The 25,969-nt window shown below is 69.2% G+C and carries 25 protein-coding genes; 15 read left to right on the top strand and 10 right to left on the bottom strand.

Annotated features, from left to right (window positions below; genetic code table 11):
- The first annotated feature begins 3 nt into the window (after window positions 1–3).
- Together menJ and AC5Y30_RS10720 are read left to right on the top strand one after the other, a co-directional pair.
- Window positions 4–1,233 (top strand): menaquinone reductase MenJ, encoded by a 1,230-nt coding sequence (gene menJ, locus AC5Y30_RS10725; protein ID WP_499918109.1) that lies wholly within the window; start codon window positions 4–6, stop codon window positions 1,231–1,233.
- A gap of 113 nt (window positions 1,234–1,346) precedes the next feature.
- Window positions 1,347–1,757: a DUF732 domain-containing protein gene (locus AC5Y30_RS10720; RefSeq protein WP_499918108.1), complete on the top strand. Its 411-nt coding sequence runs from the start codon at window positions 1,347–1,349 to the stop codon at window positions 1,755–1,757.
- A 5-nt stretch (window positions 1,758–1,762) separates the two neighbouring features.
- Here AC5Y30_RS10720 and AC5Y30_RS10715 read toward each other — a convergent pair whose 3' ends face one another.
- On the bottom strand, window positions 1,763–2,455 hold the full coding sequence (locus tag AC5Y30_RS10715) for a demethylmenaquinone methyltransferase (protein ID WP_499918107.1): 693 nt from the start codon (window positions 2,453–2,455) through the stop codon (window positions 1,763–1,765).
- 56 nt (window positions 2,456–2,511) lie between these two features.
- Between AC5Y30_RS10715 and AC5Y30_RS10710 the strand changes: the two genes are divergently transcribed.
- Complete coding sequence (locus AC5Y30_RS10710) at window positions 2,512–3,336, top strand: SDR family oxidoreductase (protein ID WP_499918106.1); 825 nt, start codon at window positions 2,512–2,514, stop codon at window positions 3,334–3,336.
- A gap of 24 nt (window positions 3,337–3,360) precedes the next feature.
- On the opposite strand, the gene AC5Y30_RS10705 is transcribed toward AC5Y30_RS10710, so the two are convergent.
- Complete coding sequence (locus AC5Y30_RS10705; protein ID WP_499918105.1) at window positions 3,361–6,531, bottom strand: ATP-binding protein; 3,171 nt, start codon at window positions 6,529–6,531, stop codon at window positions 3,361–3,363.
- Window positions 6,532–6,720: 189 nt separating this feature from the next.
- On the opposite strand from AC5Y30_RS10705, the gene AC5Y30_RS10700 reads away from it, so the two are divergent.
- Window positions 6,721–7,956, top strand: a complete 1,236-nt coding sequence (locus AC5Y30_RS10700; protein ID WP_499918104.1) for a cytochrome P450 — start codon at window positions 6,721–6,723, stop codon at window positions 7,954–7,956.
- Window positions 7,957–7,966: 10 nt separating this feature from the next.
- On the opposite strand, the gene AC5Y30_RS10695 is transcribed toward AC5Y30_RS10700, so the two are convergent.
- The 6 genes from AC5Y30_RS10695 to AC5Y30_RS10670 are packed head-to-tail and all read right to left on the bottom strand — an operon-like array spanning window position 7,967 to window position 14,790.
- Window positions 7,967–9,121: a glycosyltransferase family 4 protein gene (locus AC5Y30_RS10695; protein WP_499918103.1), complete on the bottom strand. Its 1,155-nt coding sequence runs from the start codon at window positions 9,119–9,121 to the stop codon at window positions 7,967–7,969.
- Between the two features lie 51 nt (window positions 9,122–9,172).
- A complete protein-coding gene (locus AC5Y30_RS10690) occupies window positions 9,173–9,724 on the bottom strand; it encodes a DUF3592 domain-containing protein (RefSeq protein WP_499918101.1) in 552 nt (183 codons plus the stop codon).
- A 16-nt stretch (window positions 9,725–9,740) separates the two neighbouring features.
- Entirely contained in the window at window positions 9,741–11,387 is a 1,647-nt protein-coding gene (menD, locus tag AC5Y30_RS10685; RefSeq protein ID WP_499918099.1) for a 2-succinyl-5-enolpyruvyl-6-hydroxy-3-cyclohexene-1-carboxylic-acid synthase, read from the bottom strand.
- A gap of 45 nt (window positions 11,388–11,432) precedes the next feature.
- On the bottom strand, window positions 11,433–12,221 hold the full coding sequence (locus tag AC5Y30_RS10680) for an alpha/beta fold hydrolase (protein WP_499918098.1): 789 nt from the start codon (window positions 12,219–12,221) through the stop codon (window positions 11,433–11,435).
- Window positions 12,218–13,135 (bottom strand): o-succinylbenzoate synthase, encoded by a 918-nt coding sequence (locus tag AC5Y30_RS10675; protein WP_499918260.1) that lies wholly within the window; start codon window positions 13,133–13,135, stop codon window positions 12,218–12,220. Before AC5Y30_RS10675 ends, AC5Y30_RS10680 begins: the two co-directional genes overlap by 4 nt.
- Window positions 13,136–13,185: 50 nt before the next feature.
- Entirely contained in the window at window positions 13,186–14,790 is a 1,605-nt protein-coding gene (locus tag AC5Y30_RS10670; protein WP_499918097.1) for an amidohydrolase, read from the bottom strand.
- A gap of 95 nt (window positions 14,791–14,885) precedes the next feature.
- Here AC5Y30_RS10670 and fadD8 point away from each other — a divergent pair, with 95 nt between their 5' ends.
- The gene (gene fadD8, locus AC5Y30_RS10665) at window positions 14,886–16,520 is read left to right on the top strand and encodes a fatty-acid--CoA ligase FadD8 (RefSeq protein ID WP_499918096.1); all 1,635 of its coding nucleotides are present in this window, start codon (window positions 14,886–14,888) and stop codon (window positions 16,518–16,520) included.
- 74 nt (window positions 16,521–16,594) lie between these two features.
- On the opposite strand, the gene AC5Y30_RS10660 is transcribed toward fadD8, so the two are convergent.
- Entirely contained in the window at window positions 16,595–17,134 is a 540-nt protein-coding gene (locus AC5Y30_RS10660) for a TetR/AcrR family transcriptional regulator (RefSeq protein ID WP_499918095.1), read from the bottom strand.
- Between the two features lie 85 nt (window positions 17,135–17,219).
- Between AC5Y30_RS10660 and AC5Y30_RS10655 the strand changes: the two genes are divergently transcribed.
- The 10 genes from AC5Y30_RS10655 (at window position 17,220) to AC5Y30_RS10610 (ending at window position 25,506) form a co-directional block, all read left to right on the top strand.
- Window positions 17,220–18,143 carry an aldo/keto reductase gene (locus tag AC5Y30_RS10655; protein WP_499918094.1) on the top strand — a complete coding sequence of 308 codons (924 nt, stop codon included), beginning with the start codon at window positions 17,220–17,222 and terminating at the stop codon, window positions 18,141–18,143.
- 11 nt (window positions 18,144–18,154) lie between these two features.
- Window positions 18,155–18,610, top strand: coding sequence for a nitroreductase family deazaflavin-dependent oxidoreductase (locus AC5Y30_RS10650; RefSeq protein ID WP_499918093.1), 456 nt, complete (start codon window positions 18,155–18,157; stop codon window positions 18,608–18,610).
- 13 nt (window positions 18,611–18,623) lie between these two features.
- Window positions 18,624–19,526: a 1,4-dihydroxy-2-naphthoyl-CoA synthase gene (locus AC5Y30_RS10645; RefSeq protein ID WP_499918092.1), complete on the top strand. Its 903-nt coding sequence runs from the start codon at window positions 18,624–18,626 to the stop codon at window positions 19,524–19,526.
- Between the two features lie 98 nt (window positions 19,527–19,624).
- Window positions 19,625–20,521: an SDR family oxidoreductase gene (locus AC5Y30_RS10640; RefSeq protein WP_499918091.1), complete on the top strand. Its 897-nt coding sequence runs from the start codon at window positions 19,625–19,627 to the stop codon at window positions 20,519–20,521.
- 26 nt (window positions 20,522–20,547) lie between these two features.
- Window positions 20,548–20,955, top strand: a complete 408-nt coding sequence (locus tag AC5Y30_RS10635; RefSeq protein WP_499918090.1) for a VOC family protein — start codon at window positions 20,548–20,550, stop codon at window positions 20,953–20,955.
- A 97-nt stretch (window positions 20,956–21,052) separates the two neighbouring features.
- On the top strand, window positions 21,053–22,294 hold the full coding sequence (locus AC5Y30_RS10630) for an inorganic phosphate transporter (RefSeq protein WP_499918089.1): 1,242 nt from the start codon (window positions 21,053–21,055) through the stop codon (window positions 22,292–22,294).
- The gene (locus AC5Y30_RS10625) at window positions 22,294–22,593 is read left to right on the top strand and encodes a hypothetical protein (RefSeq protein WP_499918088.1); all 300 of its coding nucleotides are present in this window, start codon (window positions 22,294–22,296) and stop codon (window positions 22,591–22,593) included. Before AC5Y30_RS10630 ends, AC5Y30_RS10625 begins: the two co-directional genes overlap by 1 nt.
- Window positions 22,594–22,649: 56 nt before the next feature.
- Entirely contained in the window at window positions 22,650–22,952 is a 303-nt protein-coding gene (locus tag AC5Y30_RS10620; protein ID WP_499918087.1) for a DUF3349 domain-containing protein, read from the top strand.
- Window positions 22,953–23,020: 68 nt separating this feature from the next.
- Complete coding sequence (gene menE, locus AC5Y30_RS10615) at window positions 23,021–24,106, top strand: o-succinylbenzoate--CoA ligase (RefSeq protein WP_499918259.1); 1,086 nt, start codon at window positions 23,021–23,023, stop codon at window positions 24,104–24,106.
- A gap of 17 nt (window positions 24,107–24,123) precedes the next feature.
- Complete coding sequence (locus tag AC5Y30_RS10610) at window positions 24,124–25,506, top strand: hypothetical protein (protein ID WP_499918257.1); 1,383 nt, start codon at window positions 24,124–24,126, stop codon at window positions 25,504–25,506.
- Between the two features lie 34 nt (window positions 25,507–25,540).
- Here the strand turns inward: AC5Y30_RS10610 and AC5Y30_RS10605 are convergent, their stop codons facing one another.
- Window positions 25,541–25,927: a DUF732 domain-containing protein gene (locus AC5Y30_RS10605; RefSeq protein WP_499918086.1), complete on the bottom strand. Its 387-nt coding sequence runs from the start codon at window positions 25,925–25,927 to the stop codon at window positions 25,541–25,543.
- Between the last annotated feature and the right edge of the window lie 42 nt (window positions 25,928–25,969).

Below are 25,969 nucleotides of genomic sequence, written 5' to 3'. Positions count from 1 at the left end.
TGCATGAAGACGGGAGCGACCCGAGCCCAAGTGGTGGTCGTGGGCGCCGGGCCCGCCGGTTCGGCCGCGGGTGCGTGGGCCGCCCGCGCGGGCAACGACGTACTGGTCATCGATTCGGCGAGCTTTCCCCGCGACAAGGCCTGCGGCGACGGACTGACCCCGCGCGCGGTCGCGGAGCTGGAACGGCTGGGGCTTGGCGACTGGCTGGACAGCCGCATCCGGCATCGCGGGTTGCGGATGAGCGGATTCGGCGGCGAGCTGGAAGTCGACTGGCCCGGTCCGTCATTCCCGTCGACCGGCAGCGCGGTGGCCCGCTTGGAGCTGGACGACCGGATCCGCAAAGTCGCCGAAGATTCCGGGGCGCGAATGCTGCTTGGCACCAAGGCCGTTGCCGCGCAACATGATTCATCGGGCCACGTGACATCGGTGACATTGGCCGACGGCACGGAGGTCGGCTGCCGTCAGTTGATCGTCGCCGACGGCGCCCGCTCGTCGCTGGGCCGCAAGCTGGGCCGGCGCTGGCATCAGGAGACGGTGTACGGCGTCGCCGCCCGCGGCTATCTGACCACCGCGCGGGCCGACGACCCATGGCTGACGTCGCATCTGGAACTGCGCTCCCCCGACGGCTCCTTGCTGCCCGGCTACGGCTGGATCTTCCCGCTGGGCAACGGCGAGGTGAACATCGGCGTCGGAGCGTTGTCGACGTCAAAGCGACCCGCCGACCTGGCGCTGCGGCCGCTGATCGACTACTACACGGACCTGCGCCGCGACGAGTGGGGCTTCACCGGCCACCCGCGGGCGGTGGCCTCGGCGCTGCTGCCGATGGGCGGCGCGGTGTCGGGCGTGGCCGGCGCCAACTGGATGCTGATCGGCGACGCCGCGGCCTGCGTGAACCCACTCAACGGGGAGGGCATCGACTACGGGCTGGAGACCGGGCGGTTAGCCGCGGCGCTGCTGGACTGCCCCGACCTGTCACAGGTGTGGCCGTCGCTGCTGCAGCAGCACTATGGCCGCGGCTTCTCGGTGGCGCGCAGGCTGGCGCTGCTGCTGACGTTCCAGCGGTTTCTGCCGTCGACCGGACCGATCGCCATGCGCTCGACGACGCTGATGACCATCGCCGTGCGGGTCATGGCCAATCTGGTCACCGAGGACGACGCGGACTGGGTGGCGCGCGCCTGGCGGGGCGGCGGCCGGCTGTCCCGGCTGCTCGACCGCCGAACGCCCTTCAGCTGACCGAGTGCCGTGCATCGCCGCTGGTCAGCGGGCTTTCGTGGCCCCTTGCGGGCGCAAAATCGGCGATTCGCTTTCGGCCGCGCAGCTTGAGCGGGCCGTGTATAGTCCAGCTAATGAAGGGAACGACGCTGGCTACTATCGGAGCCGCCGCTGCTATCGCGCTTGCCGCGCTGGCCGCGCCGGCGCAGCTCTCCGTGCCGGCGCAGGCGGATCCGCCGCCGACGGCGCCATACCCCACCCCGCGGACACCGTCGCCGCCGAGCGACTACGACGCGCCATTCAAGAACACCGTCAACGGCTTCGGCATCTACCAGCCGCAGGACCAGTTGGCGTGGCTGGGCAAGATCACCTGCGACCGGTTGGGCCGCGGCGTGGACCACGACGCCCATCAGTCCGCGACTTTCATCCAGCGCAACCTGCCGCGCGGCACCACCGAGGGGCAGTCATTGCAGTTCCTGGGCGCGGCGGTCGACCACTACTGCCCCGACCAGATCGGCGTGGTCCAGGCGGCCGGCAACCACTAAAACCTTCAGCGCCCGGGTTTGGTCCCGGCGTGTAGGGCGACGATGCCGCCGGTCAGGTTGCGCCAGCGCACCCCGGACCAGCCGGCCTCGGTTATCTGCTGCGCCAGCGCCGCCTGATCGGGCCACGCCCTGATCGATTCCGCGAGGTACACGTACGCGTCCGGATTGCTGGACACCGCCCGCGCCACCCGCGGCAACGCCCGCATCAAATACTCCTTGTAGACCGTGGCGAACAGCGCATTGGTGGGCGTGGAGAACTCGCACACCACCAATCGGCCGCCGGGACGGGTGACACGGGCCATCTCGCGCAGCCCGGCCTGGGTGTCGACCACGTTGCGCAGCCCGAAACTGATTGTCACGGCATCGAACACGTCGTCACCGAACGGCAGCCTGGTGGCATCGCCGGCGACCTTCGGAACGTCGCGCGCGGCGCCCGCCGCCAGCATGCCGACGGAAAAATCGGCGGCCACACACCAGGCCCCGGACTTCGCCAGCTCCACGGTGGACACCGCGGTGCCCGCGGCGAGGTCCAACACCTTCTGACCCGGCCCGATGGCCAGCGCCGACCGGGTGGCCCTGCGCCAGTACCGGTCCTGGCCCATCGACAGCACGGTGTTGGTCAGGTCGTACCGGCGGGCGACACCGTCGAACATCGACGCGACATCCCGGGGGTCCTTGTCCAATTCCGCGCGACTCACCAGAGGAACGCTACCCGTTGGGGGAATGAGGTGGCGCCGTCGGCGTTGTAAGGGGGGTGACTGAAAAAGTTTGGTTTATCACCGGTACATCGCGAGGTTTCGGCAGGGCGTGGACGATCGCGGCGCTGGAGCGCGGCGACAAGGTTGCCGCCACGGCCCGCAACACCACCGCGCTGGACGACTTGGTGCAGAAGTACGGCGACGCGCTGCTCCCGATTCGCCTGGACGTGACCGATCGGGCGGCGGATTTCGCGGCGGTCAAGCGCGCGCACGACCACTTCGGCCGGCTCGACATCGTGGTGAACAACGCCGGCTACGGTCAGTTCGGGTTCGTCGAGGAGCTCGCCGAGCAAGACGCACGCGATCAGATCGAAACGAATGTGTTTGGGGCGCTGTGGATCACGCAGGCCGCGCTACCCTACCTGCGGGAGCAGGGCAGCGGCCACATCATCCAGGTTTCCTCGATCGGTGGCATCACCGCGTTCCCCTTGGTCGGCATCTACCACGCGTCGAAGTGGGCGCTGGAGGGCTTTTCGCAGGCGCTGGCGCAAGAGGTCGCTCCGTTCGGTGTGCACGTCACGCTGATCGAGCCGGGCGGTTTCGACACCGACTGGGCCGGCGACTCGGCCAGGCATGCCGATCCGCTGCCGGCCTACGACGATGTTCGCGCCGCCGTGCAGGCCGAGCGTAGCCGCCGGTGGGCCAGCCCGGGTGACCCGTCGGCGTCCGCCGCGGCCCTGCTCAAGGTGGTCGACGCCGAAAAGCCGCCGCTGCGAGTGTTTTTCGGCGCTTCGCCGCTGGAAACGGCGAAGGCCGACTACGAGAGCCGGCTCGCGAACTGGGAGGAATGGCAGCCGGTCGCCGAGCTGGCGCAGGGGTGATTAGCGACTAGCTCGGAGCCGGTGTCACCCCAGCGCCGCGGCCCACGCGATGTGGCCGTCGTAGCCGTGTTCGTGGGCCATCGCGCGATAGCGATCCCTGAAGTCCTGATACGCGGCATCCTCGCCGCGTGCTCGCGCCAGCAGCGCCCGGAGCCGTAGCACCCAGACCTCACGTATCGCCAGAACCTCTTCGGCCGGTTCGGCCGCCAGCCGCTCGACAGCGGCCTCGGCTTCGGTCAGCTGCGCGGCGGATGGGCTGTCGAGCAATGCCTCCACCAGAGCACCCGTCGCGGGAAGGCCCCACCCCAGCGCCAGGCCCTTGCGGAACAGATGGTCGACGGTGGCCTGCATGAGCGGTATGGCCTGACCGCGATCTCCATGCCGAGCCCTCTCGCGCGCCACATACATTTCGACGATCGATAGTTGCGACAGAAGGTATTTGGGGCGTACGGACCCATCGTTGAGCTCGGCCAGCAGCCTATGTCCGCGGTCGCGCTCCATTCCGGCGCCCCGATGCACCAGCGCTACACCCAAGGTCATCCGGGCGATGGCCAGCGCCATGTCATCACCGGATCGTTCGGCGATCTCCAAGGAATTCTCGATCTCGCGTACCGCACGATCGTCGGATCTCATTGCGCCGAAAGCTATTCCCGCGAAGTAGACGTATGCGACAACGGTGACGTAGGACATGGGGTCGGTGCTGCGGGCCATAACAAGGCCCTGCTCCAGTCCTTCTCGCCATCCGTCGCGACCGAGGGCATAACGAGCGATAGCCTGGTTCGTCAAGGCCAGCGCTAAGGGAGATCCGATGATGAAGTTGCCCTTGGCCGGGTCACCGGCGGCGAGGTCGATGACTCGCTGGGACCAGCGCAACACATCCGAATATTCGACGTTCTCACCCTTGGCGAAGATCGGGGCGACGGACAGGCCTACCGTCAACGTCGGGTCGTCGATCGATTCGATGAGGGCCATGGCCTCCGATGCCACCTGCGAGGCCTCGCGCCGCCGGTCGTCAAGCGCATAATCCATCACGAGCCCCACCATGCCGATGGCCAGCGAGGGCTTATCGCCGGCCGCGGCGCACAATTCGCGAAACTCGTCGAAGCGCTCACCGGCCACGTGCTCATTGACCCGGAAGGCGATGCCACACAACATGGTTCGGGGCGCGATACGCATGGCCACGCGGTTGGGATCATCGGCGGGTAGTGCGTCGGCGATCGTTCGGGCACGTTCCCAGCTCAGCCACGCCGCGGCGATGTCGCGGTTGGTCGCCCATGCCGCGGCGCGCATGTGCCAGCCGTAAGCGCCGTGCTCGTCACCGGCGGCCTCCAAATGCCCGGCGATCAGGGCGGCGTGTTCGTCGGCCGCTCCCGGAGCGCGTGATTCGATCGCGGCCGCGATGCGCCGGTGCAGCTCGGCACGGTCCGATCGGAGCTGCGATTCGTAAGCCACCTCCCGAATCAGAGGATGGTAGAACGCATATTCGGGTTGCTGGCTGGGCATTTGATTGATGAGCTGGGCCGACACCAGTTCCTCGAGCACCGGCTCGATGCCCAAGGTTTGCAACAGATCCCGGTTGAAGTTCGAGCCGATGACCGCCGCAGCGCTCAGGGTGCGTTTCGCCTTCTGGCCCAGCCGGTCGATGCGCGCGGCGATAGTGGCTTGCAGCGTGGCGGGCACGCGCACCGCAGCACCTTCCGTCGTCGAGACGTAGGCGCCCGAATTGCCTTGCAGCACACCGCGGTCGGCAAGCTCGCGCACTATTTCTTCGGCGAAGAACGGGTTGCCCGCGGCCCGCTCGGTGATCATGATGGCCAACTCAGCGACCGACGGGTGTGCCCCGAGCAGGTGCGAGACCAGTCCTGCGGTCTCCGAATCGCTCAGGGGCGAAAGGGCGATGGTTCGCGCACCGGCGACTTCGCCCAACGCGCCTCGATATTCGGGGCGATAGGTGACCAGCACCAGCGTGGGCGTCCTAGGGATTATGGCGATGAAATCGGTCAGCAGCGACTCGCTGACCTCGTCGATCCAGTGGGCGTCTTCGATGACGAACAGCGCCGGGGTTTCGCGGGCCAGCGACGCGGCGTTGACCAGCCCGGTCAACCGCCGCCTGCGCGCCTCGGGATCGATCTTGGGCAGCTCGACATCGGGATCGGCGATGCCCAGCAGGTCGTTCAAGAGCAGCAAGTCCTCCGGCTCCGCATGGCGAGCCCGACCCCGGATCCGCGCCCGGGCGGTGGGCGGGTCAAGGCCTTTGATGCCCGTGACCGCGCGCAGGAGTCGCCCCACAACGTAAAACGGGATCTGGCTGGTGTGCGATTCGCAGGAGGCGACGAACACGTCGGCACCCCGCACGGCTGCCATGGCCGAGACGTCGCGCACCAGACGGCTCTTGCCGATGCCCGGTGGCCCCGCGACTCCGACAACCGCCCCGTGGCCATCGAGCGCGCGCTCCAGCAAGCCCTCGACCGCCGACATCTCCCCGCCCCTGCCGATCAGCTTCGACTCGCCATGCCAGGCATCGCGCTGCTTCTCGCCCATGCCCAGCAGCCGATGGGCCGGCACTGGCGTGTCAGAACCCTTGATCCGGACCAACTCTGATCCACCCAGATTCGCCGCGCCCTCGACGAGTCGCGCTGTCGGGGCGCTGAGCATCACCCCGCCCGGCGGAGCCGCCGATTCCATCCGCTGAGCCATGCCGACTTGCTCACCAATCGCGGTGTAACCGAAAGGCCCCGAGCCGATTTCGCCGGCGATCACCTGACCGGAGTTGAGGCCTACCCGCAGCTGCAGATGCACACCGTCGCGGGCGTCGACGTCGACGGCTAGCCGCTTCACGTCCTCCTGAACCCCCAGCGCCGCCAAACAGGCGCGAACCGCGTGGTCCTCCAATGCAACCGGCGCGCCGAACACCGCCATGATGCCGTCGCCGGTGAACTTGTCCACCGTGCCGCCGTAGCGCTGCACCACCGCCGCGCAAAGGTCGGCGACGTCGGCCATGATCTCTCGCAGTCGTTCCGCACCCACCGCCGCGGCGATGTCCATCGAATGCACCACGTCGGCGAACAGGACTGTGACCTGCTTGTACTCTGCACGGACATCCGGTCCTTTGACCGGGGATCCGCAGCCGTGGCAAAAGCGGGCGTTCTCCAGCGGCTCGGTGCCGCACGTTTGGCACGCCGCTATGGCCGTCATTCGACCCTCCGCCGGTCCGGGGCCCCAAGGTTTCCAGAGTTCTCAAAGAATAGGCGGTGGGGCACCCGCACGCACCGGGCGGCGAGTACTGCTACGGCAAGACAGGTAGTCGGCTACGCATGTGCTTGAAGGCCGAACCGCCCAGGCTGAGGCGTGAAGGTACTTCGCCGACCAGCCCTGGGGGCCACCATGACCATCACCGTTGACGCGCCGAGCTGCCCGAACGTCTTCGACGCCGGACTTCCGGCGATTGATTATGAGCGTTGCCGAAGCCTGGAAGAGGCGCACCAGATCATCAGCCGCGCACGACGGCAGGCGCCTATCGCGATCGGCCCCCACGGGCCGGAGTTCTTGACCTATGAACTGGTTCGAACCGTCCTGCGCGACCCGCGATTTCGCGTGCCCCAGGGGATGTTCCTGGCCTCACAGGGCATCACCAGTGGCCCGCTGTGGGAGCGGGTGGCAACGAACCTGATCAGCCTCGACGGTCCCGCGCACCAGCGGCTGCGCCGCCTGGTGTCCAAGGCCTTCACACCGCGGGCCACCGCGCGGCTGGGCACCACGATCGTCGACGTGATCAACGAACTCATAGACCACCACAGCGCGGCCGGACGCTGCGACGTGGTCAGCGACATCGCCCGCCAATATCCGATCCCGATCATCTGTGCGCTGTTGGGCGCCCCGGCCGAGGACTGGAAGCTGTTCTCGGAGTGGACAGACGACATCTTCAAGGCCTTCAGCTGGGAGGTCGCGGCGCATGAGCGGGCCATCCTGGCGGCCTGGAATGAGCTCGACGCCTACATCGACGACATGGTCGCCCAGCGGCGGCTCACGCTGACCGACGACCTGCTCTCGGACCTGATCCGCGCGGAGGACGACGGTGATCACCTCAACGCCGAGGAGCTGCGGATGCTGGTAGCGGGCCTGCTGATGGCCGGCACGGACACCACCCGCAACCAGCTGGCCGCCTCCGTGCAGGTGCTGTGCGATCACCCCGACCAGTGGGCGCTGCTGGCCCAGCACCCCGAACTCGCGGCAAACGCGGTCGAGGAGACGATGCGGCATTCACCGATCGCGGGCCTCACCCTGCGCATCGCCCTCGAGGACGTCGAGGTCGCCGGGTTCATGATCCCGGCCGGCACGCTGGTGATCGCCAACACGGCCGCCGCAAACCGCGACCCCGCCGTCTACGACGTTCCCGACCGGCTCGACATCACCCGCGTGGATGCCGCGCCGATGCAGACCTTCGGTGCCGGCATGCACTACTGCCTGGGCGCCAATCTGGCCCGACTGGAGCTGAGCGAAGCCCTGAAGGTCATGGCCCAACGCATGCCCAACGCCCGCCGCACCGGCCCCGCCCCGTGGAAGCCCCTCACCGCTATCAGCGGACCGGCCACGCTGCCAATCGAATTCGACCCGTCATAGGGCCGCTGGCTTACTCGCCCTGCGCGTGCCGCCCGGCGGCGATCTGCCGCCGGACGAACGGCGACAGCACCGCCTCGTAGTGACCCAGCAACTCGTCGCAGATGATCGGCCAGCTCCGGCCGACCACACTGCGCCGCGCGGCCGGGGCGTAGCGGGGCCGTTCGGCGATCAGGTGGGCGACCGCGTCGGGCAGCCGGGACTCGAACTCGTTGACGGCCAGCAGCAGACCGGTACGCCACGGTGTGACGAGGTCACGAGGGCCGCCGGCGTCGGGGGCGATCACCGGCAACCCCGACGCCAGCGCTTCCTGCACGACCTGACAAAACGTCTCGTGCTCGCCGGGATGCACGAACACGTCCATGCTGGCGTACGCCGCGGCGAGTTCGTCGCCGTACAGCGCACCGGTGAAAACCGCTGTCGGCATTGCCGATTGCAGCTTGCTGCGGTCGACGCCGTCGCCCACGATGACGAGCTGAACCGCGTCGTTCGCGGCCAGCCCGGCCAGACGCTCGACGTGTTTCTCGGGCGCGAGGCGACCCACGAACCCGACGACGGGCTTGCCCTGCGGTGACCACTGTCGTCGCAGCGCCTCGTCGCGCGCTGACGGCGCGAACCGCAGCACGTCGACGCCGCGCGCCCATCGATGCACCCGCGGAAACCGGTGAGCGACAAGCGATTCCATGGTCACACTGGATGGCGCCAGGGTGCGGTCGGCGAGGCTGTGCAGATGACGGAACCAGGCCCAGGCGGCGCGCGCGGTCATCGGAATGCCGTAGCTGGCCGCGAAGCCCGGCACATCGGTCTGGTACACCGCGACCGTCGGAATTCCCAGCCACCGGGCCGCCCGCAGCCCGCCGTAGCCCAGCAGCGCCGGCGACGCCAGGTGAACCACGTGGGGATCGAATCCGCGCAGCACCTTCACCAGCCGGGGCGTCGGCACACCGAGCGGCAGGGTCGTCACCTTGGGAAACATCCGGGACGGCACCCGGTGCACCCGGATCCCGTCGTAGATGCGATCCGCCCGCGGCTGCCCGGGAGGGGTGTCGGGGGCGATGACCAGGGCTTCGTGGCCCGTCCGGCGCAGATGCTCGAGCACCCGGATCACCGAGTTGCTGACACCGTTGACCTCGGGGAGAAACGATTCCGCGACGATGGCAACGCGCACATCAACACCGTGTCAGCGCCGACTGTCGACAAGGTTGCCTGCGGGCATACGTCATGCGAAATTTGCAGGTCCGACGCTATCGGCGGGCGGCTTCTCGGTCGCGGCGGGGGGTACGTCACGCCGATCGAGCCACTTGTCGCCCAGCGCCAGCGCGATCAGGATCGCCGCCGCGCCCAGCCAGCCCACCACCGCGATGGACCCGGCCGGGATGATCGCCAGCCCGGCATTGCGATGCTGCACGCGCACCAGGTTCGGATCGTTCTTGTTGTACTCGACGTAGATCCGCATCCCGGTGGCCAAATGCGACGGGTAGAGCACCCCGAGCTCGGGACGATAGGTGACCCGCTCGGGGGTGACGAATTCGATGGTGGACCGGCGCGGTCCGGCGCTGAGCACCTCCGCCTGCGCGACACCCATGTTGTGAGTGATCGCGAGGTCGTCGCGCCAGGCGCCGGCCACCAGCAACATGGACTGCAACGTGACCAGGCCGGCCACGATCAGCACCGCAATTCTGGCCCACCGCAACGCAATTCTGGCTCGCGTTCTCGGCGGTTCGTCCCTTCGGCCATGAATCAGCAAGCGCAGCAGGGCTTTTGGTGACATCGGCACTAGGTGCGCCTCATAGCGCGGCCTTGATCGCGGCGTGCAGCTGCCGCAATGACGACCGGTCGGCTTTGACCTCCAGCACCCGCATGCCGGCGCCGGGTTCGTCGAGCGCGGTGGGCAATTCGCCCACCTCGATCTGCCGGCTCTCGACGTGGTAGGCGCGGCACAGCGCACCCACGTCGACGTCGTGCGGGGTCCCGAAAATCCGCGACGAGACGTCGGAGAACCGCGGGTCGCCCTGTTCGAGCAATTCGAAGATGCCGCCGCCGTTGTCATTGGAGACGACGATGGTCAGCCGGCGCGGGGTGGGCTCGGTGGGCCCGATGAGCAACCCGGAGCTGTCGTGCACGAACGTCAGGTCGCCGATCAGCGCGACGGTGCGCGCCGGGCTGTCCGGGCCGCCCTCGCGTTCGTGGGCGAGCGCCGCCCCGATGGCGGTGGACACCGTCCCGTCGATCCCGGCGACGCCGCGGTTGGACCGCACCCGGATGTCGCGGGTGTCCAGGCCGACCAGCGCGGCGTCGCGGACCGGGTTGGAGGCCCCGAGCACCAGCTGATCGCCGGGCGCCAACGCGTCGGCCACGGCCGCCGCGACGTGCAGGCCGGTGGTCAGCGGGTGGGCGTCGAGCTGTTCGCGGACGGCGGCCAGCGCGTGCCGGTTGGTCTCCGCGCAGCGGCGCAGCCACGCCGGGTTCGGTGCTCCGGTGGTGACCGCCCGGGTCCCGGTGGCCTGCGAGTTGCCCGAAACGTCCGGCCAGCGCGGCCCGGTGGTCAGCGCGAACACCGGCACCTGCGGGTCGGCCAGCAACGCCGACACCGGCCGGTGCAGGGTGGGGCGGCCGAGCATGATCACCTGCTTGGGCCGCAGCAGGGGCAGCGCGAGCGGGTGCAGCGGGTTGGCCGGCGCGGGCGCGGTCGGCTCGGCGACGGTCGGCAGCTGGGCGAGGTTGGGCTGCAGGCCCGCGCCGTGCCCGGCGATGACGACCGTGTCGGGTGACAGGTCGATGTCCAGCGGCTGGTCGAAGCTGACCGGCGGGGTGTAGGTCCACGGCCGCCCACCCGGGCGGCCCTGCGGCGTCGGCGTTTGAGGGTCGGGATCGGGCACCAACGGTTCGCGCAGCGGGATGTCGAACTGCACGGGGCCGGCGTTGGCGGTCCGGGATCCCGTGGCGGCCACCAGCACCCGGCAGGTCGCCGACCGCCAGGTGGCGTTCAGGGAATCAAGCCGCTCGGGTGCGTCCTCGGCCAGGCCCAGGCTGATGGTGGCCCGCACCTGCGTGCCGAAGTAGCCCAGCTGTTCCATGGTCTGGTTGGCCCCGGTGCCCAGCAGCTCGTAGGGCCGGTTGGCCGAGAGCACGATCAGCGGCACCCGGGCGTAGTTGGCCTCGATCACCGCCGGGCCGAGGTTGGCGACGGCCGTCCCGGAGGTCATGGCGATGCAGACCGGCGCGCCGGCGGCGATGGCCAGGCCGATCGCCAGGTAGCCGGCGGTGCGCTCGTCGATGCGGACGTGCAGGCGGATACGTCCGGACCGGTCGGCGTCCTGCAACGCGAAAGCCAGCGGGGCGTTCCGCGAACCGGGGCAGAGCACCACGTCGCGGACACCGCCGCGAATCAGCTCGTCAACGACGACGCGAGCCTGGGTCGTCGAGGGGTTCACTCCTACAGGGTGTCACAGCCGGCTGAGGATGCCCGCCGGGTGCGCTCAGCCGTAGGCCTCGCCGAAGAACTTGAGCATGGCGGCGTTTACCTCGTCCGGTCGCTCGAAGAACCCGAGATGACCGGCGTCGGGTATCTGCACGTAGCGGCCGTTGGGTAGCGCGTCCGCGACCTCGCGGCCCATGTGCGGCGGGGTCAGCACGTCGTCGGAGAAGCCGATCACCAGCACCGGGGTCGTGATGCTGCGGTAGGCGGTCAACCGGCTGGTGTACGGCGCGATATCGAGCTGCGCGCGCGTGCCCGGGGTGGGCTTGAGGGGCCAGGTGGAGAACATCGCGATCCAGTCGGCGACGGCGGTGTCATCGTTGAGCGTCTTGCGGGAGAAGTTCTCCAGCAGGCGGATTTTGGCGTCGTACGCGGCGGGCATCTCGACACCGGTGTCGGACAGCTCGGCCTCGGCGTCGCGGAAGAACTGCCGGGCCCGGTCCATGCGGCCGCGGGTCCCCATCAGCACCGCCGAACTGACCAGCTCGGGCCGGGCCAGCATGAGCTCCTGGGCGATGTACGCGCCCATCGACATCCCGACGATGCGGGCCGGGGCCGCATTCAAGCCCTCGATCAGCGCCGCGGTGTCGGCGACCATGGTTTCCGTCGTGAATCCCTGGGCGTTCTCCGTGGCGCCGATTCCGCGATTGTCGAAGGTGATGACGCGGTATCCGGCCGCCAGAAACGCGGGGACTTGATAGGGGTGCCAGGTTCGTCCGGCGCCGCCGTGGCCGGCGATGAATACCACGGGATCACCGGAGCCGCGGTCGTCGTAAGCCAGGTTGATCACCCGGACGACGGTACAAGCAACCGATGGCACGCCTTGACCCGGTCGATCCACCACTGCCGCCGCTCCGGCGCCGCCCGCAGGGCCCGCAGCCGCTCGGGGTCGGGCGTGACCGGCCCCACCGGCAGGGCGCCGTCGACCGGCGCGGCGGTCTCGGCGACGTCGTCGACGAAGAGCCCGCCGGTGCCCAGACCGCAGGCGTGCCGGAGTTGCGGCAGGGCCGCCGCGGCGTGCAGCCCGGCGCCGATTCCCACCGCCGAATCCAGCGCGCTGGAAATCACGACCGGGATGTCGATCTGCGCAGCGATCTCGAGCATGGCCGAAATCCCGCCCAGCGGAGCGACTTTGAGCACCGCGATGTCGGCGGCGTGGGCGCGGACCACGGCCAGCGGGTCGTCGGCCTTTCGGATGCTCTCGTCGGCGGCGATCGGCACGTCCGTGCGCCGGCGCAGCTCCGCGAGCTCGTCGACGGTCGCGCAGGGCTGTTCGATGTATTCCAGCGGCCCGTCGGCGGTCAAAGCGGCCGCGGCCCGCACGGCCTCCTCGACGCTCCACCCGCCGTTGGCGTCCACCCGCACCGTGGGGACCAGTGCGCGCACGGCGTTGACCCGGGCGACGTCGTCGGCCAGCGACTGCCCGGGCTCGGCCACCTTCACCTTGGCAGTGCGGGCCCCGGGGAAGCGGGCGAGCACTTCCGGAACGTCGGCGGCGAGCACGGCCGGCACGGTCGCGTTGATCGGGACGCGGTCGCGACGGGTCGGCGGCGGCGTCCGGTAGGCGGCTTCGATGCCCGACGCCAGCCACTGCGCGGCCTCGCGCGGCTCGTATTCGACGAAGGCCCCGAATTCGCCCCACCCGGCCGGGCCCTCGATCAGCGCCACTTCGCGGGTGGTGATGCCGCGAAAGCGCACCCGCATCGGCAGCGCCACCACGTGCAGGCGGTCGAGCAGGTCCGCGAGCGTCGGCGTCACGCGCTGTGGACCTGGCGGCCCGCCAGATACGTCGCGCGCACCTGAAGGTCGGCGATCTGCTCGGGCGGCACCGTTCGCGGATCGGCGGAGAGCACCACCAGGTCGGCGTATTTGCCGACCTCCAGCGAGCCGATCACGTCGTCGGAGAACAGCTGCCAGGCCGCGTCGATGGTTTGCGCGCGGATCGCCTGCTCCACGGTCAGGCGTTCCTCGGGTCCGAGCACCCGGCCGCTGGGCGCCGTGCGGGTCACGGCAACGCTGATGTTGCGCAGCGGCTCCTCGGGCGTGACGGGCGGGTCGTTGTGCAGCGAGATGCGCATCCCGGTGGCCACCGCGGATCCGGCCGGCATCCAACGGGTTCCACGTTCTTCGCCGAACAGGCCGTCGACGATGACGTCGCCCCAGTAGTGGATCTGGTCGACAAAGATGCTGCAGGTCACCCCGAGGTCATGGGCCCGCTGGAGCTGCTCGGGCCGGATGGCGCCGACGTGTTCGAGCCGCAGCCGGTGGTCGTCGCGCGGATGGCGCGTGAGGGCCTCTTCGTACACGTCCAGGATGGTGTCCACGCCGGCGTCGCCCTGCACGTGGCAGGCCATCGGCCAGCCCAGCGGGAAGTACGCGCCGACGATCTCGTGCAGCTGCTCTTTCGTGTAATTGGCGCAGCCGCAGGAGCCCGGCACGACGCCGATGATCCGGGTGGCCTCGGTGTCCAGGTACGGAAACGAAAGGTCGATGTTGCCGATCCAGGGCGAGCCGTCGACCCAGATCTTGATGCCGACCTGCCGCAGGATGTCGTCGCCCTGCCCGGGTGTGGCGGCGGTGGACATCTGCGGGTTGGAGATCTCGTAGGTGCGCAGCCGAACCGTGAGTTGCTCGCGGAGCTGTTCGACCACCGGCCGGAAGTTCGGGTCGAACGCCATCTCCGAGCAGGTGGTCAGGCCGGCGCGGTTGAGCCTCGCGCACTCGGCGAGCAGCATCTGCGGGTAGTCGGCGAAGTCGATGGCCCCGGCCAGCAGCGGGAACACCGCGCCGGTCTCCTCGGCGGTGCCGTCGAGTTCACCGTTGGCGTCGCGGCCGTACTTGGCGCCCTTGGGGTCCGGGGTGTCGCGGTCGAGCCCGTGCAGCTTGGCGGCGCGCGAGTTGAAGTAGGCCTTGTGCCCCGAGTTGTGGATGATCACCAGCGGGCTGTCGGGCGCGATACCGTCGAGCCAGTTCAGGGTCGGCTCCGGAAGGCCCTTCTGCAACAGCGGATCCCAGCCGTTGAGGAAGGCGCCGTCGGATCCCCGCCGGGCGACCTCGGAATGAATCGCCCCGACGACCTCGTCGGCGCCGCGCATGGTGACCGGCCGGATGTCGACGAGGCGGTCCGACAGCGCGACCGCCTCCATCAGCGGATGCCCGTGTGCCTCGACGAAGCCGGGCATCACACAGCCGTCGCCGACATCGACGGTCCGGGTGCCGGGGCCGGCGAAGTCCGCTATTTCCGCACGGGTTCCAACGGCGACGATTCTGCCGTCTTTCACCGCGAGCGCCTCCGCGGTAGGCCGTGCCTCGTCGACGGTCAGGATGGTTCCGGTAACGACGAGATCTGCATCGGCCATGGGCAGGAATCGTACTGATTGCCGGTGTCGAACAGGGTGCGGCTGACGCAAATTGCAACACGTTCTAGTCTTGCTCATGAGTCGCGTCGGCGACGATGCAGAGCAAAGCGATGAGGAGGAGCGGCGCCATGACGGACGACCTGTTGCGCAACCCGACCCATAACGGCCACCTGCTCGTGGGCGCGCTCAAGCGCCACAAGACCAAGCCGGTGCTTTTCCTCGGCGACACCACGCTGACCGGTGGTCAGATGGCCGAGCGGATCAGCCAGTACATTCAGGCGTTCGAGGCGCTGGGCGCGGGCACCGGCGTCGCCGTCGGCCTGCTGTCGCTCAACCGCCCCGAGGTGCTGTTGATCATCGGCGCCGGCCAGACCCGGGGCTACCGGCGCACCGCCCTGCACCCGCTGGGCTCACTGGACGACCACGCCTACGTGCTCAACGACGCCGGCATCAGCTCGCTGATCATCGACCCCAACCCGATGTTCGTCGAACGGGCGCAGGCGCTGCTGGAGAAGGTGCCCGGGCTCAAGCAGATCCTCACCATCGGACCGGTGCCCGAGGCCCTCAGCGGGGTGGCGGTCGACCTGGCGGCCGAGGCGGCCAAGTACGACCCGCAGCCACTGACCGCCGCGGACCTGCCGCCGGATCAGGTCATCGGCCTCACCTACACCGGGGGCACCACCGGCAAGCCCAAGGGCGTGATGGGCACCGCGGCGTCGATCTCCTCGATGACCCAGATCCAGCTCTCCGAATGGGAATGGCCGGAGGAACCGCGGTTTTTGATGATCACCCCGCTGTCCCACGCGGGGGCGGCGTATTTCCTGCCCACCCTGATCAAGGGCGGCGAGATGCATGTGCTGCCCAAGTTCGACCCGGCCGAGGTGCTGAAAACCATTGAGGAGAAACGCATTACGGCCACCTTCCTGGTGCCGTCGATGCTGTACGCGCTGATGGACCACCCGGATTCGCACACCCGCGACCTGTCGTCGCTGGAGACCGTCTACTACGGTGCCTCGGCGATCAACCCGGTGCGGCTGGCCGAGGCGATACGCCGGTTCGGCAAGATCTTCGCCCAGAACTACGGGCAATCCGAGGCGCCGATGGCCATCACCTATCTGGCCAAGAACGAGCACGACGAGAAGCGGCTCACCTCGTGTGGGCGCCCGACGCTGTTCGCGCGGGTGGCGCTGCTCGGCGAGGACGGCAAGCCGGTGGCGCAGGGCGAGCCGGGCGAGATCTGCGTCAGCGGACCGTTGTTGGCGGGCGGTTACTGGAACCTGCCGGACGCGACGGCCGAGACGTTCAAGGACGGCTGGCTGCACACCGGCGACATGGCCCGCGAGGACGAGGACGGCTTCTACTTCATCGTCGACCGGGTCAAGGACATGATCGTCACCGGCGGCTTCAACGTGTTCCCGCGCGAGGTCGAGGACGTCGTCGCCGAGCATCCGGCCATCGCCCAGGTGTGCGTCGTCGGCGCGCCGGACGAGAAGTGGGGCGAGGCCGTCACCGCGGTGGTCGTGCTGCGCTCCGATGCGCCCCGCGATGACGCGGCGATCGAGAAGATGACCGCCGAGATCCAGGCCGCGGTCAAGGACCGCAAGGGTTCGGTGCAGTCGCCCAAGCGCGTGGTGCTCGCCGACTCGCTGCCGTTGACGGGGCTGGGCAAGCCGGACAAGAAGGCCGTGCGCGCCCAATTCTGGGAGGGCGCCGCGCGCTCGGTGGGCTGATAGCTCGCGAGCGTGAAACTAACTTCACGTTCGCGCGCGAGCGTGAAAGTAGCTTCACGTTCGGCGGGTAGGGCCTAGGCCGAGATACCCGCGACCAGCAGGTCGAGCATGCGGGCGGTCTGCTCGGGCGAACCGCTGACCAGGAAGATGCCGATCAGGCTGGACACCACGTCGTCGGCCCGCACGTCGGCGCGCAGGGTCGTGTCGTCGGCGCCCGCGCGCAACAGCAACTCGACGGCGCCCACGATGCTGTCGCGAGTCTGGCTGGGCGCAAGAGCGCCCGAGTCGAAAATCGCGTGCAAGGACTCGGCCATGCCGCGTTTGGCGGCCACGAAGCTCGCGTAGCGGTCCATCCACCGTCGCAGCGCAACCTTGGGTCGATGCCGCTTGAGCAGCTGCCCGGCCGCCGCGGCCACCTCGGCGAGCTCGGCACGGTAGATCGCCTCGACGAGGGCCTCGCGGTTGGGGAAGTGGCGGTACAGGGTGCCGATGCCCACCCCCGCGTCGCGGGCGATCGACTCGAGCGACACCGATCCACCGTGCACGGTGAAAGCGGCAGTGGCCGCCTGCAGCAACCGTTCGCGATTGCGACGGGCATCCGACCTTCCAACCAAAGCGGAGGCTCCTCCGTTTCTGCTACGCTGACACAAGCGGAGGACCCTCCGCATTTATCCAGTGTCTCACGATCGAGGGAGCACCATGACTGACCAACCCCGGCCCGGCGGCATCGGCACTCTCGGCACGAGGTCCGTCGCCCGCATGGGCTACGGCGCCATGCAACTGTTCGAGGCACCGACCGTCGACGACGCGGCGGCGGTCCTGCGTCGCGCGATCGAACTCGGCGTCAACCACATCGACACCGCGTCGTTCTACGGCCCCGGCGAGGTGGACCGCCGGATCCGCGCGGCGCTGGCCCCCTACCCGGACGACCTCGTCATCGTCAGCAAGGTCGGCGCCCGCTACACCGGCGAACAACCCATTCCGCTGGCCGCCGCCCAGAAGCCCGCCGAACTGCGCGCCGCCGTCGAGGACGATCTGCGCGAACTCGGCCTCGACCAGATTCCGGTGGTGAACCTGCGCCGGCTTGATCTCGGTCCCGGCCTGGCCGCCGAGGGCGACCAGATCGTCGACCTCGACGACCAACTCGCCGAGATGATCGCCCTGCGCGATGCGGGCAAGATCGGCGGGATCGGGATCAGCGCCGTGCCGCTCGAAATGGTGCGCCGCGCGCTGCCCGCCGGAATCGTCTGCGTGCAGAACGCCTACAGCGTGCTGGACCGCTCCCAGGAAGCGACGCTCGAACCGTGCAAGGCCGAGGGCATCCCGTGGGTGCCGTACTTCCCGCTCGGCTCGGCGTTCCCGGGATTGCCAAAGGTCGCCGACCATCCGGTGGTCGTCGACATCGCCGGCGAAATCGGCGCGACACCGTCCCAGGTCGGGCTGGCCTGGATCGTGGCCCACGCGTCGAACACGCTGCTGATTCCCGGCACCCGGTCGATCGCCCACCTCGAGGAGAACCTCGGCGCGGCCGCGGTGTCGCTGGACGCCGACGCGATGGCGCGGCTCGACGCCGTCGGTACGACGGTGCCCCAGGCTCATGGTGCGGAGCCCTTTCAGAGGTAACGTCGCTGCCTATGGGAAGCGGCAAACGCGTCAGGCCGCCGTGGTGGCTGAAGCCGGCCAACAAGGTCTTCATCCGGATGTCACGGCTGGGCCTGGGCTTCGGCGGCGAGAGCCCGGTGGTGTTGACCGTGCCCGGCCGCAAGTCCGGCACGCCGCGCTCGACGCCGGTGACACCGATGACGGTGGACGGCAAACGCTATGTGGTGGGCGGGTTTCCGGGCGCTGACTGGATCCGCAACGTCCGCGCCGCCGACGTTGTGACGCTGGCCCGCGGCCGGAGCTCCGAGCGGGTGCGGATGGTGGAGTTGTCCGAAGAGGCGGCACGGCCGTTCTTGCGGGCGTTCCCCACCGAGGTGCCCACCGGCGTCGGCTTCATGAAACGCTCTGGGTTGGTGAAGGACGGACGCCCCGAGGAGTTCGAGGCGCTGGCCGGCGTGTGTCCGGTATTCCGGCTTGACCCGGCATAGGAGTTCAAAAACGTTGAGTGGCAACCCCTTTGATGCACAGGCCTGGCGTCCCGTCGACGGCTTCGACGACCTTACCGACATCACCTATCACCGGCACGTCGAGGACGCCACGGTGCGGGTGGCGTTCGACCGGCCCGAGGTACGCAACGCGTTCCGGCCGCACACCGTCGACGAGCTCTACCGGGTGCTCGACCACGCCCGGATGTCCCCCGACATCGGCGTGGTGTTGCTGACCGGCAACGGACCGTCACCCAAGGACGGCGGCTGGGCATTCTGCTCCGGCGGCGATCAGCGCATCCGCGGGCGCAGCGGCTACCAGTACGCCAGCGGCGACACCGCCGACACCGTCGACACAGCCCGCGCCGGCCGGTTACACATCCTGGAGGTCCAACGGCTGATCCGGTTCATGCCCAAGGTGGTCATCTGCCTGGTCAACGGGTGGGCGGCCGGCGGGGGGCACAGCCTGCACGTGGTCTGCGACCTCACCCTGGCCAGCCGCGAGCACGCCCGCTTCAAGCAGACCGACGCCGACGTCGGCAGCTTCGACGGCGGCTACGGGAGCGCGTACCTGGCCCGTCAGGTCGGCCAGAAGTTCGCGCGCGAGATCTTCTTCCTGGGCCGCCCCTACACCGCCGAGCAGATGCACCACATGGGCGCGGTCAACGCCGTCGTCGACCATGCGGAGCTCGAATCCGAGGCGATCCAGTGGGCGCGCGAGATCAACGCCAAATCGCCTCAGGCACAACGAATGCTGAAGTTCGCGTTCAACCTGCTCGACGACGGCCTGGTGGGCCAGCAGCTGTTCGCGGGCGAGGCCACCCGGCTGGCGTACATGACCGATGAGGCCGTCGAGGGCCGCGACGCCTTCCTGGAAAAGCGGGATCCGGACTGGAGCCGGTTCCCCCGCTACTTCTAGCGGCGGGCGCCCACGTCACGCTGGCGTGACGCTCGAGCACCCACGTCACGCTGGCGTGACGCTCGGAGCGACGCGCGCCCCGCCTAGACTCGCGTCACGTGAGCAAAAGTCCTCTCCGCCGGATCGCCGACCAATTCTCCCTGGCGATCATGCGACCGCCCATGGCGCCGCAGATACTGGTCAACCGGCCGTTGATCAAGCCGATCGAGTTGGCCGGCAAGCGCATCCTGCTGACCGGGGCGTCCTCGGGCATCGGCGAGGCCGCGGCCGAACAGTTCGCCCGAGCGGGCGCCACGGTGGTTGCCGTCGCACGCCGCCAGGATCTGCTGGACGCGCTGGCCGGGCGGATCACGGCCGCGGGCGGTGCGGCCATATCGATCCCGTGCGACGTCTCGAACATGGACGCCGTCGACGCCCTGGTCGCCGACGTCGAACAGCGTCTCGGCGGCATCGACATCCTGGTCAACAACGCCGGCCGGTCCATCCGCCGGCCGCTGGCCGAATCGCTGGACCGCTGGCATGACGTCGAGCGGACCATGGTGCTCAACTACTACGCGCCGCTGCGGCTGGTCCGCGGGCTGGCGCCCGGCATGCTCGAGCGCGGCGACGGCCACATCATCAACGTCTCCACCTGGGGCGTGATGTCGGAGGCTTCGCCGCTGTTCTCGGTGTACAACGCCTCGAAGGCCGCGCTGTCAACGGTGAGCCGGGTCATCGAAACCGAATGGGGCGGTAAGGGCGTGCATTCGACGACGCTGTACTACCCGCTGGTCGCCACCCCGATGATCGCGCCGACCAAGGCCTACGAGGGAGTCGCCGCGCTGACCTCGGAAGAGGCCGGCGAGTGGATGCTCACCGCCGCCCGCACCCGGCCGGTGCGGATCGCACCGCGGATCGCGATCGCCGGCCGGGCGCTCGACATCGTCGGCCCGCGCTGGGTGAACGCGATGATGCAGCGCCAAAGCATCCAGCCCAACCGCGCCGGCACTGGCTGATCCGGCCGCATGGTAGACACGACGCTATGGAGATCCTGGCCAGCCGGATGCTGCTGCGGCCGTCGGACTATCAGCGCTCGCTAGCGTTCTACCGCGACGAGATCGGGCTGGCGATTTGGCGCGACTACGGCGCTGGCACAGTCTTTTTCGCGGGCCAGTCGTTGCTGGAGCTGGCGGGTTACGGCGCCCCGGACCCCGCCCAGGCCGCCTTCCCCGGTGCACTGTGGCTACAGGTCCGCGACATCGAGGCCACCCAGGCCGAATTGGCGGGCCGCGGGGTGTCGATCGCGCGCGAGGCTCGCCGGGAACCATGGGGCCTGAAAGAGATGCACGTCACCGATCCGGATGGGCTGACGCTCATCTTCGTCGAGGTGCCGCCGGAGCACCCGCTACGGCGCGACACCCGCGGTGAACAACAGGGAAACGCCGGTTAACTGAGAGGTAACATCTGGCGACGGTTCAAGGTACACCCGCGTTTCGGCCCCCGCATCATTCGACAATGGAAACCTCCTACCACCAGAATCAGGCGCTGTGAACATCCAATTGTTCCTCTTGATCATTGTCGTAATCACGGCACTGGCTTTCGATTTCACCAACGGCTTCCATGACACGGGCAACGCGATGGCGACCTCGATCGCCAGCGGTGCGCTCAAGCCCAAAGCGGCCGTCGCCCTGTCCGCGGTGCTCAACCTCGTCGGCGCGTTCATGTCCACCGCCGTCGCCGCGACGATCGCCAAGGGCTTGATCGACGGCCACATCGTGACGCTGGAGCTGGTTTTCGCCGGCCTCGTCGGCGGCATCGTCTGGAACCTGCTGACCTGGCTCCTCGGCATCCCCTCGAGTTCGTCGCACGCCCTGATCGGCGGCATCGTCGGCGCCACGATCGCCGCCGTCGGCGCGCACGGGGTGATCTGGAAGGGCGTGGTGTCCAAGGCGATCATCCCGGCAGTCGTGTCGGCGATCCTGGCCATCGTGGTCGGCGCGGTGGCGACCTGGCTGGTCTACCGAATCACCCGCGGCATCCCGACCAAGCGCACCGAGGCCGGCTTCCGGTACGGCCAGTGGGGCTCGGCATCGCTGGTCTCGCTGGCCCACGGCACCAACGACGCGCAGAAGACCATGGGCATCATCTTCCTGGCGCTGATGTCCTACGGCTCGGTCAGCAAGACCGCGTCGATGCCGCCACTGTGGGTCATCGTCGGTTGCGCGGTGTCGATGGCGCTCGGCACCTATCTGGGCGGCTGGCGGATCATCCGCACCCTGGGCAAGGGACTGGTCGAGATCCAGTCGCCGCAGGGCATGGCGGCCGAATCCTCTTCGGCCGCGGTGATTTTGCTGTCCGCCCACTTCGGCTACGCGCTGTCGACCACCCAGGTCTGCACCGGCTCGGTGCTGGGCAGCGGGTTGGGCAAGCCCGGCGGCGAGGTCCGCTGGGGCGTCGCCGGCCGCATGGGCGTCGCGTGGCTGGTCACGCTTCCGCTGGCCGGGCTGGTCGGTGCGGTCACCTACTGGATCGTGCACCTGATCGGCGGCTACCCGGGCGCCATCGTGGGCTTCGCGCTGCTGATCGGGGTGTCGGCCACCATCTACGTCCGGTCGCGCAGGGTCAAGGTCGACCACCACAACGTCAACGCCGAGTGGAAGGGCGACCTGACCACCGGGCTCGAGGAGTCCATTGATCAGCACCCGCCCTCGAACGCCGGCCCCACCTCCGGCGGCGGCATGACCTCCCGATTCGACTCCGACGACCCCACGATCAAGGCGAACGCGTGATGAGTCACTTCGGCGATTGGTTCAACTACCAGGCCTCCCTCAAGATCCTGGCGTTCGCCATGCTGGCCGGCGCCGCTTTGCCAGGGCTGTTCGCCCTGGGGCTCCGCTTCCAGGCGATCGGCGCGGGACAGGCCGGCACCGATGGCGGCTCGCCGCAGAAGAACCCGGCGCTGCTGGCGGTCGCGTGGGCAATCTATGCGGTGGTGATCCTCGTGATCGCCTTCGCTTTGCTGTACATCTCGCGCGACTTCATCGCCCATCACATCGGCACCCCGTTCCTCGGCGCCAAACCCAAGTAGCATCGATTGATGCCCACCGAGTTACCACGCCGGACACCGGGGGAAGCTGCAACAGCGTGAACGGATTTCTCAATTCCATCGTCTCCTGGCTTCGTGCGGGATACCCGGAAGGCGTTCCGGCCACGGACACCTTCCCGGTGCTCGCATTGCTGGCCCGCCGGCTGTCCAACGACGAAGCCAAGGCGGTCGCCTGTGAGCTGGTTCGGCGCGGCGAGTTCGACGATGTCGACATCGGCGTGCTGATCACCCAGATCACCGATGAGCTGCCGTCGCCCATCGACGTCGAGCGGGTCCGGGTGCGGTTGGCGGCCCAGGGCTGGCCATTCGACGATGCCGACCAGGCCGGGGACCCGGCATAGCCGTACTGCGCGCGGTGCACGTCCCGCCCGGGTCGGCGGTCTCGTCGCTGTTGCCCGCACTCGAGCGCGTGCTCGACGGGCGCGAACCCGCACTGGTCGCCCTGTCCTCGAGCGACGATCGTGAGTCGGATGCGCTGCGGGTGGGTCTGCGCGTCGGGGAAGCCATCGACGACGACGTCGCCCTGGTCGCGGCGACGTCGGGAACCACCGGAGTTCCCAAGGGCGCGTTGCTTACCGCCGACGCCCTGACCGCCAGCGCGACGGCCACCCATGACCGCCTCGGCGGACCGGGCAGCTGGCTGCTCGCCCTGCCGCCCCACCACATCGCGGGGATCCAGGTGTTGGTGCGCAGCGCGCTCGCCGGCTCGGTACCGGTCGAGATGGACGTCTCCGCGGGGTTCGATGTCGCCGAATTGCCCGGTGCGGTAAGGGCATTGGGACCGGGACGGCGATACAGCTCGCTGGTCGCCACGCAGTTGGCCAAGGCGCTCGGCGACCCGGCGGCGGCGGACGCGCTCGCCGAACTGGACGCCGTGCTGCTCGGCGGCGGACCCGCGCCGCGACCGGTTCTCGACGACGCGGCCGCGGCGGGCGTCACCGTGGTCCGCACCTACGGGATGAGCGAGACCGCCGGCGGGTGCGTGTACGACGGCGTCCCGCTGGACGGGGTGCGGGTGCGCACGGTCGACGGGCGCATCGTCATCGGCGGCGCGACGCTGGCCAAGGGCTACCGCAACCCCGTCGAGCCGGATCCGTTCGCCGAACCGGGCTGGTTTGCCACCGACGATCTGGGCGCCGTCAGCGACGCGGGCGTGCTGACCATCCTGGGCCGCGCCGACGACGCGATCAGCACCGGCGGGTTGACGGTGCTGCCGCAGCCGGTCGAGGCTGCGCTGTCCAGTCATCCCGCCGTCAGCGATTGCGCGGTGTTCGCAGTGGCCGACGACCGGCTGGGCCAGCGGGTGGTTGCCGCGGTCGTGGTGCGCGACGGGTCCGCCGCGCCCACCCTGGACGCCCTGCGCGCGCACGTGGCGCGCACCCTGGACGCCACCGCCGCGCCGCGCGAGCTGCACATCGTCGACGCACTGCCGCGTCGCGGCATCGGCAAGGTCGACCGCACCGCGTTGGCGCGCCGGTTCGCCGGCGATCAATAGGCTGTTCGTCCGTGAGGATCGGTGGGCGGGCGGCAGCGCGGGAAGCGGTGGCGGTCACGGTCGGGCTCGTGCTGGTGGCCGCGGCGTTCGTGCTGCCGCGGATGAACTCAGGCGTGCGCCCGCGCCTCGACATCGCCCGGGAGAAGTTCGCCACCCACGCCGGCTCCGCGCCGATCTTCGGCGAATGGTTGATCCACGCCGGCTGGGGAACCGGGCCCGCGATTGTGATCGCGATCGTCATCGTGGCGTGGGGACCCGTTCTGGCGCAACGCCTTTCGTGGCGTGCCTTGACGCTGGGCAGCTGGGCCACCGCGTGCGGGTGGGCGTTCGCGCTGGCGATGATCGACGGCTGGCAGCGCGGCTTCGCCGGCCGGTTGACCACCCGGGACGAATACTTGTGGCAGGTGCCGGGCATCAGCGACATCGGTGCGACGCTGCGCACGTTCGCGAGCCGGATCGTGGACTACCAGCCGAACTCGTGGACCACGCACGTGTCGGGACATCCGCCCGGCGCGCTGCTGACGTTCGTCTGGCTGGACCGGCTCGGCCTGCACGGCGGCGCCTGGGCCGGGCTGCTGTGCCTGCTGGCCGGCTCGAGCGCGGCGGCCGCGGTGGGGATCGCCGTGCGCGCGCTGGCCGACGAACAGATGGCACGGCGCGCCGCCCCGTTCGTCGCCCTGGCGCCGACCGCGATCTGGGTGGCCGTCTCCGCCGACGGATACTTCGCCGGGGTGGCGGCCTGGGGCATCGCGTTGTTGGCCGTGGCTGTGCACCGTCCGGTCCGCTTCCCCGCGCTGACGGCCGCGGGCGCGGGCCTGCTGTTGGGCTGGGGCGTGTTCTGCAACTACGGCCTGATGTTGATGGGGCTGCCGGCGGTGGCGGTGCTGGCCTCGGTCCGGCAGCCCCCGGGCAGCCGCTTGGCGGACTGGCGAGCGATCCTGCGGGCCCTCGGCCCGGCGGCGCTGGCCGCGATCGCGGTGGCGGTAGCCTTCGCGATCGCCGGGTTCTACTGGTTCGACGGTTACACCCTGGTGCAGCAACGCTATTGGCAGGGCATCGCCAAAGACCGCCCCTTCCAGTATTGGAGCTGGGCCAACCTGGCGTCCGTGGTGTGCGCGATCGGGTTGGGTGGGGTCGCCGGTATCAGCAGGGTTTTCGACTGGCCCGCCATCCGCCGCCGCTCCGGCTTCCATTTGTTGCTGCTCGGCATGCTGGCCGCCATCGTCTGCGCGGACCTGAGCATGCTCAGCAAGGCCGAGGTGGAACGCATCTGGCTGCCGTTCACCATCTGGCTCACCGCATCGGCCGCTCTGCTGCCGACACGGTCACACCGGATCTGGTTGGCGCTCAACGCCCTCGGCGCGCTGGCGCTCAACACGATCATCCTGACGCACTGGTAGAGACCAGTCCGTCCGGCGGACTACCGTTCTCGTGCTACGCGGCCCCCGGCGCCGGCAAGGGAATCCAAGGAATATCCCACCAGGCGGGCGGGGGCGGCGGCTCGGTGGTGGGCTCGCCGAGGTGTTGTGGGCAATAGGCGCTGACGGCGCTGGTCGTGAAGTGGGTCGCGTCCGCCACGGTGAATCCGGCATTTTCCGACGACACACTTTGGATGACATCGGCCTGGGAGTGGCCCTGATCCATCAATTCACAGGCCTTCTTGCCGACCCGAATCGCGATGGCGCCGTTCTTGTATGGCACGCCGGCCTGATCGAGCGCCGCCAAGAAATTCGCATCCGGGTTGCCGCCGGGCTCGGCCTGTGCCGGCGCGGCCGCGCCGATGACCGCGGCGAAGCCCGCCAGCACGAGAAGCGTTCGCACCGCCTCATCCTTGTACAAAACGCCGGTGTTGTCCTGCGGATC

The organism is Mycobacterium sp. NGS27 (assembly GCF_059813005.1).
This window is presented reverse-complemented; position numbering and strand designations above follow the sequence as displayed.